The sequence below is a fragment of the Pseudomonas sp. B611 genome (assembly GCF_055407965.1).
Map to the genome: position 1 here is coordinate 253,903 of NZ_JBUZST010000007.1, position 12,419 is coordinate 266,321.

A 12,419-nucleotide genomic window follows, 5' to 3' on the forward strand; every position below is an offset into this window, starting at 1 on the left:
CCATGAAGCCCTTGCTGCTGACGTTACTGACTGCCGCGCTGTTGAGCGGCGCCACCGGGGCATCCGCCCAAGCCTTGCGCATTGCCTATGCCGACCCGGTGTCGTCGTTGGACCCGCAGTTGAACAACCATGCCGGCGACCGCTCGCTGGCCTTGCACGTGTGGGAATCCCTGCTGGACCGTCGCGACGACAAGAACCTGCCGGGCCTGGCCGAGAGCTGGAAAGCCATCGACGCCAACACCTGGGAGTTCAAGATCCGCCAGGGCGTGAAGTGGCAGGACGGCCAGCCGTTCACCGCCGACGATTTGGTGTTCTCCCTGGAGCGTGCGCGCAATGTGCCCGGCAGCGTCGCGCCGTATTCCAGCAGCCTGCGCACGGTGGAGTCGGTCAGCGCGCCGGACCCTTACACGTTGCGGGTCAAGACCTCGGTACCGAACCCGTTGCTGGTGCAAAACATCGACTCGGTGTACATCGTCAGCCGGCATGTCGGCGCCAAGTCCGGCACCGAGGATTACAACAGCGGCAAGGCGGTGATCGGCACCGGGCCGTATCGCTTGGTGTCCTACGCCCAGGGTGACCGCACGTTGTTCGAGCGCAACAAGGATTATTGGGGTAAGCAGCCGCTGTGGGACACGGTGGATTATCGTTTCATTGCCAACCCGGCGAGCCGCACCGCCGCGTTGCTCGCGGGCGATGTGGATGTGATCGACAAGGTTTCGCCCCAGGATGTGAAGAAGTTGCAGGCCACGCCGAGCGTCAAGGTGTTTGCCTACCCGGGGCTGCGCGCGTTGCTGATCCAGCCGAGCTTCCGTGCCGGGCCGAACGAGTTCGTGCGTGACAACGCAGGCAAGCCGCTGGCCGAAAACCCGCTGCGTGATGTGCGGGTGCGCCAGGCGCTGTCGCTGGCGATCAACCGCAAGGCGATTGTCGAGCGCATCCTGCAAAACACCGTGACCGAAGCCAACCAGTGGATGCCCGCCGATACCATCGGCTACAACACCAACGTCAAGAACATCCCCAACGACCCGGCCCAGGCGAAAAAACTGCTGGCCGAAGCGGGCTTCCCGGACGGTTTCCAGTTGACCGTACACGTGCCCGGCGACCGTTACCCGCTGGCCCCGGAAAGCATGCAAGCTGTCGCGCAGTTCTGGGCACGGATCGGCATCAAGGTGGATTTGCAGGTGGTGCCCTGGTCGGTCTACGCCGCACGCGCCAATAAAAACGAATACGCCGTCACCGTGATCGCCTGGGGCAATGGCACCGGCGAAGCGGGGTATGGCCTGCTGAATGTGCTGGCCAGCGCCGACCCGAGCAAGGGCCAGGGCTCGTCGAACTGGGGGCGCTACAGCAACCCGCAAGTGGACAAGGATCTGGAGCTGTCGTCGGCCGAGTTCGATGACGCCAAGCGCGAAGCGATCCTGCGCGATTCGGTGCAACGGGTGAGCGACGATGTGGGCATCCTGCCGCTGTTCCACTACCAGAACATCTGGGCGGCCCGCAAAGGCCTGCATGTCGAGCCGCTGGTGAGCGACCGCACTACCGCCGCGATGGTGACGGAGGAAAAGTAATGGCGCGTTTGGCAATTACGCCTCTCGACGGCCTGTTGGATGAGCCGCGCCACATCGTCGTCGAAGGGCTGGCGCCGGGCGCGCACGTGACGTTGACCAGCCGCACCGTGCGGGGCGGCGAGCGCGCGTGGCGCAGTGAGGCAACGTTTGTGGCAGACGCGCAGGGGCGGGTGGATCTTGACCGGGATGCGCCGGTGGCCGGGGATTACACGGGCGTGTCGGGCATGGGCTTGTTGTGGAGCCAGCATCTCGAACAGGGCCACAGCGCGGCGGTGTTTCCCGATGCCGTGCTGGAGCCGTTGCACACCCGCATCGAGGTGCAGGACCAGGCGCTGGTGTTGGTGCAACGCCTGGCCGCTGACGGCGTGACCCGGCGTGAAGTGCGCGAAGACGGCCTGGTGGGCACCTTGTTCCAACCGCCCGGCGCCGGGCCGCATCCGGCGGTGATGGTGCTCAATGGCTCCGGCGGCGGCATCAACGAAGCCCGCGCGGCGCTGTATGCCTCGCGGGGTTACAGCGCGTTGGCGTTGGGCTATTTCAAGGCGCCGGGGCTGTCGGATTACATCTCCAACACGCCGTTGGAGTACTTCGAGACGGGCCTGGCGTGGATGCGCCGCGAGCTGGCGCCGGCCGATGACTTTATCGCGCTGAGTGGCCAGTCCCGTGGCGGCGAGCTGGTGTTGTTGCTGGCCAGCCTGTTTCCCGACTCCGTCGCGGCAGTGGTTGGCTACGTCCCCAGTGCGTTGGTGCATGGCGGGCAGGCCGCCGCCGACCCGAGGGTAGGGCGCGATGGCCCTGCGTGGTTGTATCGCGGCGAGCCCCTGGTGCATGTGTGGAACAACAACCGCCATGCAAACTGGGCCGCCCGCGATGCGGGGTTGCGCAATGCCGTGTCGATGAACAGTGCCCTGGAGGATGCCGATGCGGTGGAGCGTGCGCGCATCCCCGTCGAGCGTATTCGCGGGCCGGTGCTGACCTTGACCGCTGGCGATGATGCGGCGTGGCCATCCAGCCGTTTCGGGCAGATGGTCGGCGCGCGGCTCCAGCAGTTCAAACACCCCTGGCCGGCGCTGCAACGGGATTTCCCGCTGGCCGGCCACAGCATTCTGCTGCCCTACATTCCCACCACCTATGCCGATGACGGCCAGCCTGAAGCCAACGCCCAGGCCAATGAACAGTCATGGCACGCGGTGCTGGAGTTTCTGCACAACGCCGTGGCCGAGCGCCGCGCGCATTCCAAGGAGTTGCAATGAACAATCCTGCGTTACCCGACCTGCTGACCCGCCTGGTGCTCGGCGCCGACAGCCCGGTGCAAGGCTTGCGCCAGGCGCGGGCGAAAGTCACCGACGCCACCGAAGGCAGTTACCAGGCGCTGTTTGCCGAGGATTTGCCCGGTAGCCTGAGCCTGCAGGAACGTCTGTTGGTGGCCGAATATGCCTGCCAATTGACCCCGCAACCGGAGTTGGCCGCGCACTATCTGCAACGTCTGCAAGCGTTGCCGGCGAGCGAGGATTCGCCGCGCCTCAAAGCCATCCTCGACTTCACCCGCACCCTGGTGCTGGCGCCCGTGGAAGGTGATCGCCAGGCCCTGACGGCGTTGCTGGACGCCGGCCTGGAAACTATCGACGTGGTCACCCTCGGTCAGTTGATCGCCTTTATTTCCTACCAGGTACGCCTGGCCAGCGGGCTCAAGGCCCTGGAGCAACTGCGATGAGCGCACCCCTGGATATCCAAGGCTTCACCAACCGCAGCCTGGGCTGGAAAGCCTGGCTGCCGACCCTCGACCTGGCCCAGGCCAACCCTGCGCAGATCGCCGTGCTGGAAGAGAGCCATCCCCAGGCCAAGGTCTCGCAGTACTACCTGACGCTGATCCACCAGCCCGAAGTGCTGCGCCAACGCTCATTGGCGTTCAACGCGATCATGTACGCGCCGGGCGGGCTGTCGCGGGCCGAGCGCGAGTTGGCCAGTGCGGTGGTGTCGCGTATCAACGAATGCGTGTTCTGCGCCTCGGTGCATGCCCAGCGGTTTGAGCAGTTGGCCAAGCGCAATGAGGTGATTGCCCAGGTGTTCGCTGATCCATACACGGCCGGTACGACGCCACGGGAACGGGCGATTGTGCGGTTTGCGATTGACCTGACGCTGGTTCCTGGAGAGATCGATGCCGCGTCGTTGGTGCCGCTGCGTGAGCAAGGGTTGGGGGATGGCGAGATTCTGGATTTGATCCATGCGATTGCGATTTTCGCCTGGGCTAATCGCCTGATGCTCAACCTGGGAGAACCGGTGTGGCCTGATTGAAAGCACACCAGTCTTGAATGCCGAACACAGTCCAAAATGTGGGAGCGGGCTTGTGTGGGAGCGGGCTTGCTCGCGAATGCGGTGTGTCAGTCAAAGATGTTCCAACTGACCCGCCGCATTCGCGAGCAAGCCCGCTCCCACATTGTTTATTCGGCTTCGTCAGTCAGATAGTTGTCGGTTAGAAGATTGCGAAATGTTTCGTCGAATGCGAAACTGACGTAATTGTGAATACTTATCATCTAGCCTCGCCACCGCCCACCCCGCGCATCCTCATCATCGAGGATGACGTCGAGCTGTGCACCCATCTCTGTAACCACCTGAGCCGCCGTGGCTTTGCCTTGAACAGCGCCCATCGCGGCGATCAGGGCCTGGACATGGCGCTGCATGCGCCAGTGGAGCTGATCCTGCTGGACATCATGCTGCCCAACGAAAGCGGGCTGAATATCCTCGCGCGGCTGCGCCATGAGCGCGGTACGCCGGTGATCTTGATGTCCGCCCTGGGCGCCGAGCAGGACCGTATCACCGGCTTCAGCCAGGGCGCGGATGATTACTTGCCCAAGCCGTTCAGCCTGGCCGAACTCGATGTGCGCATCGACGCGTTGCTGCGCCGCGTGGCGATCGATTGCGCGACACGTGCGCCGCAGTCGGTGGCGCATCCGTCGGCATTGGCGTTCGACAGCTATGGGCGTGATGTCAGCTTCAACGGCGTGGCGGCCGGGCTGACGTCTTCGGAATTCCGCCTGCTGTGCACCCTCCACGAACACGCGGGTGAAGCGCTGACCAAGGCCTTCCTCTATCAACACGTGCTGCATCGGCCCTACACCCGCCTGGACCGTGGCCTGGATGTACATGTGTGCAACCTACGGCGCAAGCTCGCGGCCATCGACGTGCAGGGCCTGCGCATCGACGCCGTGCGTCACCAAGGCTACGTGCTGATGTGCGCAGGCGCCTGATGCAGCGGCGCCACCCCTTGCTGTGGAAAATGGCGCTGCTGCAAGTCGGCTTCTGCGTGCTGCTGGTGTGGCTGGTGTGGAACTGGGGCTTGCAGGTGGAGCGCAACACCTACTTTCTGGAGGCGCCGGACCGCATCGCGTTGGCCGCGTATGCCGCCGAGGCCGAGCAAGTGGCGGCCAGTGGTGATGCCGACGCCGTAGAGCGCTGGCGCATGGCCTTGCAGCAGCGCGAACACACCTGGGTCGCCGTGCTGGATGACTATCTGCACAGCCTCGGCACCACGCCGCTGAGCGCCGAGCAGGTCAGCCACCTGACCTTTATGCGCAAGCTCAGTTGGCCGATGAGCAAGCGCCTCGACGATGAACTGCCCTATGTCAGCATCGCCTTTCCCCAGCACCCGGAACGCGGCCGGCTGGTGATGCAATTGCCCGAACGCCTTCTGCCGCCGGGGCTCACGCCGTGGACCCACGTGTTCACCCACGGCGTGGTGCCGGTGCTGCTGGCGCTGGGCCTGGGCTTGCTGCTGTACCGGCACCTGGTGCAGCCGCTGAATGAGTTGCGCGAGCGCGCCAATGCGCTGAGTTCGGGCGATCTGGCGCCGCTGGCGAGCAGCAGCGTGACCCGGCGCCCGGATGAATTGGGCGAGTTGGCCCGCGCCTACGAACACATGGCCGAGCGCCTGCGCCAGAGCCTCAACCAGCAGCGCCAGTTGTTGCGCACCTTGTCCCATGAAATCCGCACGCCGCTGGCGCGCTTGAAGATCGCCAGCGACAGCGGCCTGCCGCCCGAGCAGTTGCAGCAACGCCTGTCCCGCGAGGTCGAGGAAATGCGCCGGCTGGTGGACGACTCCCTCAACCTGGCCTGGCTCGACACCGAAAAACCGCGCCTGGCCGCCGAAGAAGTGGTGGTGGCCTCGGTGTGGGAAGCCCTGGTGCAAGACGCGCACTTCGAAACCGGCTGGCCGCTGGACGCGTTGGTGTGTGAACTGGACAGCACCTGCCTGCTGCACGTGCACCTCAACAGCTTCGCCCAGGCCCTGGAAAATATCCTGCGCAATGCCATCCGCCATTCGCCGCACAACGGCGTGATCCGTTTGAGCGGCCAGCGTGAAGGCGATAACTGGTGCCTGGTGATCGAAGACCAGGGCCCGGGCGTGGCCGAGGCCGATCTGGAGCGCATCTTTGAAGCCTACCTGCGCCTGGACGGCACCGTCGGCAGCGGCTTTGGCCTGGGCTTGAGCATCGCCCGGCGCGCCATCGAATTGCAGGGTGGGGCGCTGTGGGCCACCTGCGGCAGCCAGGGCCTGCGCATGAACCTGCGCTTGCCTGCGGCAAATGTTTAGAAAGTTAAGTTTCTTTACTCGTTATTGCATCTGATTATCATCTGCGATCTTTGATGGCCCGCCGCTATCGGTCGGGTTGACGTTTGGAGATCGCCCCATGTTCCGCTTGTCCCTGCTTGCCGTGAGTATTTGCAGCCTGTTGCCCGTCGCCGGTTTCGCCGCCGAGGTCGAGGCGCCCGCGCAGATGGAACTGCCGACCCAGACCGTGTTGGGCACCGCGCAGGAAGAGATCAAGCAGATGCCCGGCGTGTCGATCATCACCGCCGAAGACATCAAGAAACGCCCACCGGCCAATGACCTGTCGGAAATCATCCGCACCATGCCCGGCGTCAACCTCACCGGCAACTCCAGCAGCGGCCAGCGTGGCAACAACCGGCAGATCGACATCCGTGGCATGGGCCCGGAAAACACCCTGATCCTGGTGGATGGCAAACCGGTGAGCAGTCGCAACTCGGTGCGCTACGGCTGGCGCGGCGAACGTGACAGCCGGGGCGACACCAACTGGGTGCCGGCCGACCAAGTCGAACGCATCGAAGTCATCCGCGGCCCGGCCGCTGCGCGCTACGGCAACGGCGCGGCGGGTGGCGTGGTGAATATCATCACCAAGCAGCCCGGCACCGAAACTCACGGCTCGGCGACCATTTACCACAACTTCGCCCAGCACAAGGCAGAGGGCGAGACCGAGCGCATGAACTTCGGCCTCAACGGCCCGCTCACCGACACCCTCAGCTACCGCGTGTACGGCAACATTGCCAAGACCAACGCCGATGACGCCGACATCAACAGCGGCCACGAATCGACGCGCTACGGCACCCAGATCGGCACACTGCCAGCGGGGCGTGAAGGCGTGCGCAACAAGGACGTCAACGGCCTGCTCAGCTGGAACATGACCCCCGAGCAAACCCTCGACCTGGAGGCCGGTTTCAGCCGCCAGGGCAACATCTATACCGGCGATACGCAAAACACCAACAGCAACGCCAGCGTGAAAAGCATGCTCGGCCATGAGACCAACATCCTCTACCGTGAAAACTACGCGCTGACCCACCGTGGGGAATGGGATTTCGGCAGCAGCCTGGCCTACCTGCAATACGAAAAGACCCGCAACAGCCGCATCAACGAAGGCCTCGCGGGCGGCACCGAAGGCATCTTCGCCAACACCGATTTCTACACCACCACCCTGCGCGACCTGACCGCCCACGGCGAAGTCAGCCTGCCGCTGCACGCCGGTTTCGAGCAGGTACTGACCCTGGGCACCGAGTGGGTCGAGTCCAAGCTCGACGACCCGAGCGCCAATACCCAGACCACCACTGCAGGCGGCAGCGTGGCCGGGCTGACCAGCACCAACCGCAGCAGCACCTCGTCGTCGCGGATCTTCTCGGTGTTTGCCGAAGACAACATCGAACTGCACCCCGGCACGCGTCTCACCCCCGGCCTGCGCCTGGACCACCACGATATTGTCGGCGACAACTGGAGCCCGTCGCTGAACCTGTCCCAGGTGCTCACCGACACCCTGACCTTGAAGGCCGGCATCGCCCGCTCGTACAAGGCGCCGAACCTGTATCAGCTCAACCCCAACTACCTGCTGTACAGCAACGGCCAGGGTTGCTACGGCTCGACCAAGAGCTGCTACCTGCAAGGCAACGCCGACCTTGAAGCGGAAACCAGCGTCAACAAGGAGCTGGGGATCGAGTACCGCAACGCCGGTGTGGTCGCGGGGCTGACGTATTTCCGCAACGACTACAAGAACAAGATCGAATCCGGCCTGACCCCGGTCGGCACCGCCACCGGCGGCACGGGCACCACCGCCGGTGCCAACGTGTTCCAGTGGGAAAACGTGCCCAAGGCGCTGGTCGAAGGGCTCGAAGGCAACCTCACCTTGCCGTTGGCCGAATCGCTGACCTGGACCAACAACCTCACCTACATGCTGCAATCGAAAAACAAACAGACCGGCGATGTGCTCTCGGTCACGCCCAAATACACCCTCAACTCGATGCTCGACTGGCAGGCCACGCAAGACCTGTCCCTGCAAGCGAACGTGGCCTGGTACGGCAAGCAGACCCCGAAAAAATATGACTACCACGGCTACCGCGTGACTGGCTCGTCGAACAACCAACTGTCGCCGTATGCGATTGCCGGCGTGAGCGGCACCTACGCCATCACCAAGAATCTCAGCCTCACGGCGGGCGTGGATAACGTCTTCGACAAACGCCTGTGGCGCGAAGGCAATGCCCAGGGCGTGAACAACATCGACGGTGCGGGCGCGGCCACTTACAACCAATCCGGGCGGACCTTGTTCACCAGCCTGACGGCGTCGTTCTGATGCGCCGGGGGATTTTTCTGGCGCTGCTTTTTACCTCGTTCGTCTACGCCAAGCCGGCGCCGGACCAGTTGATGGACGCCCCGGTGTTGCGTGAAGCCAGCGACTACAGCTTCAGCACCCTGGAACTGGACTCCGCCGACGGCGCGCGGCACTACCGCATCTGGCTGGGGCGCCCGCTCAAGGTCAGCGCGGCCAACCCGGTCGCCTACCTGCTGGACGGCAACGCCGCCATGGCGGCGCTGGACACCGAACTGCTCAACCGCCTGTCCCACAGCGCCACGCCGCCGGTGCTGGTGGCGGTGGGGTACGCCACACCGCTGCGCATCGAACGCAACGCGCGCACCTTCGACTACACACCGCGCGTGGGCGAGGGCGCCCAGCGCGACCCACTGACCGACGTGGCCAGCGGCGGCGCGGAACAGTTCCTCGACCTGCTCACGCAGCAGATCCGCCCGCTGATAGACCAGCGGCTGGAAGAGAAGCCCAAGCGGCAGCTGTTGTGGGGGCATTCCTATGGCGGCTTGTTCGTGCTGTACACCCTGTTGACCCGGCCGGATGCGTTTGACGAATACGCGGCGGCCAGCCCGTCGTTGTGGTGGAACGGTGGGGTGATTCATGCCGAGGGGTTGGCGCAGCGCTTGAAGGGCATTCAGCCGACGTTGCTGATGATGCGCGGGGATGAGGAGCCGGCGAGTCCGTCCAGGCAGGTTGGGCCGAAAGGGGATGGGGCGGCGAAGAAGCTGCTGGTGGATTTGCAGAAGGTGGAGGGGTTGAAGGTGCGGTATCAGGCATTCCCCGGGTTGGGGCATGGGCCGATGTTGGCGGCGTCGTTGCGCTATACGCTGGAACACCTCAGCCAGCCATAGCGCAGTTCAAAATGTGGGAGCGGGCTTGCTCGCGAATGCGGTGTGTCAGTCAACAGATTCATTGGCTGATCCACCGCATTCGCGAGCAAGCCCGCTCCCACATGTGATCTTCATTCGGGCTGAATGATGCGTTGAGTTTTACAAGATGCTGATCGGATAGCTAACAATCACCCGATGCTCATCACTGTCCCGCTGCGTCGTCACTTCCGTGCGCAACGACGCATGCCGCAACGCAATGCTCAGGTTCTTCAACGGCCCTTGTTGCACCACATAACTCACCGTCAAGTTACGCTCCCACTCGCTTTTATCACCCGTCGGCGTACGAATGTTCGAACCACTCTCGTACATGCCCATGAAGCTCAGGCCCGGTACGCCGACCGAGGCGAAGTCATAGCCGTATTTCACCTGCCAGGTGGTCTCGCCGGCGCGCTGGAACTTGCCGACCATCGACTCGGTCATGAAGTACGCCGTGGAACCATCGCCCTGGTTCAACCACACCGCGTCGCTGTCGCCGCTGACTTGTTGCAGGCCGGCGGCAATCGTGTGGCCGTTGATCAGGTAGGTGAATTGCGCGCTGCTCAGGCGGCTGTCGACTTTGCCCTTGGTCACGCCGTCGCCGTAGTAGCCGAGGGTGTAGTAGGCCGGGTCGTTGCTGTTGGCGCCGTCGGAGCGGTTGTCGAAGTGGCGCAGGTCGGTGCGCAGGGTGCCGGGGCCAATCTGCCAGTCGTACTTGAGGCCCAGGAAGTGCTGTTTGTAGAAGTCCTGCAGGTTGCCGTAGTAGTACTGCAACGTCAGGTCTTTGGTCGGTTTGTAGTCGACGCCACCGTAGTAGAACTTGTTGACGAAGGTGCCGGTGCGCGCGTTGTTGGCGCCGGGGATCGACATGCCCATCTGGTCGCTCGAGCCACGGCCTTTCACGTGTTCCAGCTGGCCGAGGGTGAAGGTGAAGTGGTCGAGGTCCTTGGATTGCACCTGGCCGCCGTTGAAGGTCTGTTGCAGCATGCGGTCGGTGGACATCACCACCGGCAGCATCGGCACCAGGGTGCCGTATTTCAGCTCGGTCTTGGCGAAGCGTGCCTTGGCGGTCAGGCCCAGGCTGCCGAATTCGTCCACGGCGCGACCGTCGCTGTCCGTGGGAAACACGTTGCCGTTGAAGGCCGAACTGTCGGGGTTGTAGTGGCGGCCTTTACCGGAGTCCAGTCGCACGCCGAACATGCCGATGGCATCCACGCCAAAACCCACGGTGCCCTGGGTGAAACCCGACTCGAAGTTGGCGATAAAACCCTGGCCCCATTCCTGGGTGTAGTTGGGGTCGGCCGCGCCGCTGCGGTTGTCGGCGTTACTGAAGAAGTTGCGGGCCAGCACGTTGAGCTTGCTGTCTTCCACCAGGCCGGCGGCGTAGCCCTGTTGGGCGATCATCAGGCCGCAAAGGCCGGCGAGTAAGGTTGGTGCGCGATTGAAAAGCTCCATCGGTGTCATCCCCATGCGTGTTAGGTTTTTTTGAGGGCAGTCAAAGGCGGCAGTGAAATTTTTCTTATTTTTCAGGAGCAACGGTGGCGGGCACGACATGCAGTCGCACCGGCGGCAAGCGGTACAGGATGAACAGGGCGAGCACGCCGATCCCGGCGCACAGCAACAGGCCCACGCCGACGGACTGGGCCAGCGCATCGCGGGCCAGGTCCAGCCAGGGCGAGGCGGCGAGGTTGGCATGCAACAGGGTTTGCGGGTCGGCGTAGAGGGCAATCCCGTCGACGTGATCGGCCGCGAGAAACACCCGTTGCACATTGGCGCTGTAGAGCAGGTTGACCAGCACGCCCATGCCGGCAGTGCCCAACAATCCGCCGACCAGGCGCAGGGATTGGGTCAGCGCCGTGGCAATACCGAGGAACTGGCGCTCGGCCAAGGTCTGGGTGAACACCGTGAGGTTGAGCAGGATAAACCCCAGGCCCAACCCCGCCAGCAGAATCAGGCCGAGCAACATATGGAACGAAGCCCCACGCCCGACCACCGACAAACCGAGGCACGCCAACAACAGCGCGACAAACCCCGCCAGCGGCAGCCAGTTCGGGTTGCGCAAACGGGTGACGATACGGCTGTTGACGATGGCCCCGAGGGTGATGCTCAGCGCCAGCGGCGTGATCAACAGGCCGGCGTCCTGGGGCGAATAACCATAGGCGCCTTGCAGCAGCAGCGGCAGGTAGAACAGCAGCGAAAACATGATCGCCCCGGCGGCCACCGACAAGATAAACAACAGGCGCAGGCTCGGCAGGCCGAACAACGCAGCAGGCAGCAGGGCGTGGGGGCAACGTCGCTCCCAATGCCACAACGCAACCACCGCCGCGATGCAACCCAGGCCCAGCGCCGCACTCAGCGCCAGGCTCGAATGCCCCAGCCACTCCACAAACAATTGCAGGCTGCCCAACGCGAGGGCGATCAACAGCGCGCCGGGCCAATCGAGGCGGATGCCCGCCCGTTGCTGCGGCCGATACCAAGGCAAGAAGCGCCAGGCAATCAACAACGCCACACAGCCCAACGGCAGGTTGATATAAAACACCGCGCGCCAGCCAAAAGCGCCCGTGAGATAACCGCCGAGCCCTGGGCCGATGGCATTGACCACGCTGAACAGCGCGCTCAACAGCATCTGCCAGCGCAGGCGTTGGCGCGTATCGGGAAACAGTTCGGGGATGCAGGCGAAGGCGGTGCCGATCAGCATGCCGCCGCCAACCCCTTGCAACGCGCGGCCGATCACCAGCACCAGCATGTCATTGGCCACCGCGCAGGCCAGGGAGGCCAGGGTGAAGATCAGCGTGGCGGCCAGCACAAACGGCTTGCGCCCGTAGTAATCCCCCAACCGCCCGAAAATCGGGATGGTGACGATGGACGCCAGCAGATAACCGGTGGCGACCCACGCATAGAGTTCAAAGCCGTCAAGTTCAGCGACGATGCTCGGCAACGCGTTGCCGATCACGGTCTGGTCCAGCGCCGAGAGCATCAGCACCAACGAGATGCCGATCATCGCCAGCAAGGCCTGCTTGAAACTCAGGGGAGGGTGGGCCGCCACGGTCATCGTGAGC

General features: G+C 63.9%; 10 protein-coding genes. 8 read left to right on the forward strand and 2 right to left on the reverse strand.

Annotated features, from left to right (window positions below):
* Positions 1–2 precede the first annotated feature (2 nt).
* From ACZRMO_RS18010 to ACZRMO_RS18045, 8 genes are all read left to right on the forward strand, one after another.
* Positions 3–1,568, forward strand: coding sequence for an ABC transporter substrate-binding protein (locus tag ACZRMO_RS18010; RefSeq protein ID WP_463973696.1), 1,566 nt, complete (start codon positions 3–5; stop codon positions 1,566–1,568).
* Positions 1,568–2,821 (forward strand): acyl-CoA thioesterase/bile acid-CoA:amino acid N-acyltransferase family protein, encoded by a 1,254-nt coding sequence (locus ACZRMO_RS18015; RefSeq protein WP_463973697.1) that lies wholly within the window; start codon positions 1,568–1,570, stop codon positions 2,819–2,821. Before ACZRMO_RS18010 ends, ACZRMO_RS18015 begins: the two co-directional genes overlap by 1 nt.
* Positions 2,818–3,282, forward strand: a complete 465-nt coding sequence (locus tag ACZRMO_RS18020) for a CMD domain-containing protein (RefSeq protein WP_463973698.1) — start codon at positions 2,818–2,820, stop codon at positions 3,280–3,282. The genes ACZRMO_RS18015 and ACZRMO_RS18020 overlap by 4 nt, the downstream gene beginning before the upstream one ends.
* Positions 3,279–3,863: a peroxidase-related enzyme gene (locus tag ACZRMO_RS18025; RefSeq protein ID WP_463973699.1), complete on the forward strand. Its 585-nt coding sequence runs from the start codon at positions 3,279–3,281 to the stop codon at positions 3,861–3,863. Before ACZRMO_RS18020 ends, ACZRMO_RS18025 begins: the two co-directional genes overlap by 4 nt.
* Positions 3,864–4,087: 224 nt before the next feature.
* Positions 4,088–4,816 (forward strand): response regulator transcription factor, encoded by a 729-nt coding sequence (locus tag ACZRMO_RS18030; RefSeq protein ID WP_463973700.1) that lies wholly within the window; start codon positions 4,088–4,090, stop codon positions 4,814–4,816.
* Positions 4,816–6,159 (forward strand): HAMP domain-containing sensor histidine kinase, encoded by a 1,344-nt coding sequence (locus ACZRMO_RS18035; protein ID WP_463973701.1) that lies wholly within the window; start codon positions 4,816–4,818, stop codon positions 6,157–6,159. The genes ACZRMO_RS18030 and ACZRMO_RS18035 overlap by 1 nt, the downstream gene beginning before the upstream one ends.
* Positions 6,160–6,256: 97 nt before the next feature.
* Positions 6,257–8,479, forward strand: a complete 2,223-nt coding sequence (locus ACZRMO_RS18040; protein ID WP_463973702.1) for a TonB-dependent siderophore receptor — start codon at positions 6,257–6,259, stop codon at positions 8,477–8,479.
* Positions 8,479–9,345, forward strand: a complete 867-nt coding sequence (locus ACZRMO_RS18045) for an alpha/beta hydrolase (RefSeq protein ID WP_463973703.1) — start codon at positions 8,479–8,481, stop codon at positions 9,343–9,345. Before ACZRMO_RS18040 ends, ACZRMO_RS18045 begins: the two co-directional genes overlap by 1 nt.
* A gap of 138 nt (positions 9,346–9,483) precedes the next feature.
* On the opposite strand, the gene ACZRMO_RS18050 is transcribed toward ACZRMO_RS18045, so the two are convergent.
* Positions 9,484–10,815, reverse strand: coding sequence for an OprD family porin (locus ACZRMO_RS18050; protein WP_463973704.1), 1,332 nt, complete (start codon positions 10,813–10,815; stop codon positions 9,484–9,486).
* 64 nt (positions 10,816–10,879) lie between these two features.
* Positions 10,880–12,412, reverse strand: a complete 1,533-nt coding sequence (locus tag ACZRMO_RS18055; RefSeq protein WP_463973705.1) for an MFS transporter — start codon at positions 12,410–12,412, stop codon at positions 10,880–10,882.
* Positions 12,413–12,419: the final 7 nt, after the last annotated feature.

Excerpts from the sequence above, each read along its gene's own strand:
- ACZRMO_RS18040 (WP_463973702.1), top strand. The coding sequence starts at position 6,257 with ATGTTCCGCTTGTCCCTGCTTGCCGTGAGTATTTGCAGCCTGTTGCCC.
- ACZRMO_RS18010 (WP_463973696.1), top strand. The coding sequence starts at position 3 with ATGAAGCCCTTGCTGCTGACGTTACTGACTGCCGCGCTGTTGAGCGGC.
- ACZRMO_RS18015 (WP_463973697.1), top strand. The coding sequence starts at position 1,568 with ATGGCGCGTTTGGCAATTACGCCTCTCGACGGCCTGTTGGATGAGCCG.
- ACZRMO_RS18050 (WP_463973704.1), bottom strand. The coding sequence starts at position 10,815 with ATGGAGCTTTTCAATCGCGCACCAACCTTACTCGCCGGCCTTTGCGGC.
- ACZRMO_RS18020 (WP_463973698.1), top strand. The coding sequence starts at position 2,818 with ATGAACAATCCTGCGTTACCCGACCTGCTGACCCGCCTGGTGCTCGGC.
- ACZRMO_RS18045 (WP_463973703.1), top strand. The coding sequence starts at position 8,479 with ATGCGCCGGGGGATTTTTCTGGCGCTGCTTTTTACCTCGTTCGTCTAC.
- ACZRMO_RS18035 (WP_463973701.1), top strand. The coding sequence starts at position 4,816 with ATGCAGCGGCGCCACCCCTTGCTGTGGAAAATGGCGCTGCTGCAAGTC.
- ACZRMO_RS18055 (WP_463973705.1), bottom strand. The coding sequence starts at position 12,412 with ATGACCGTGGCGGCCCACCCTCCCCTGAGTTTCAAGCAGGCCTTGCTG.
- ACZRMO_RS18025 (WP_463973699.1), top strand. The coding sequence starts at position 3,279 with ATGAGCGCACCCCTGGATATCCAAGGCTTCACCAACCGCAGCCTGGGC.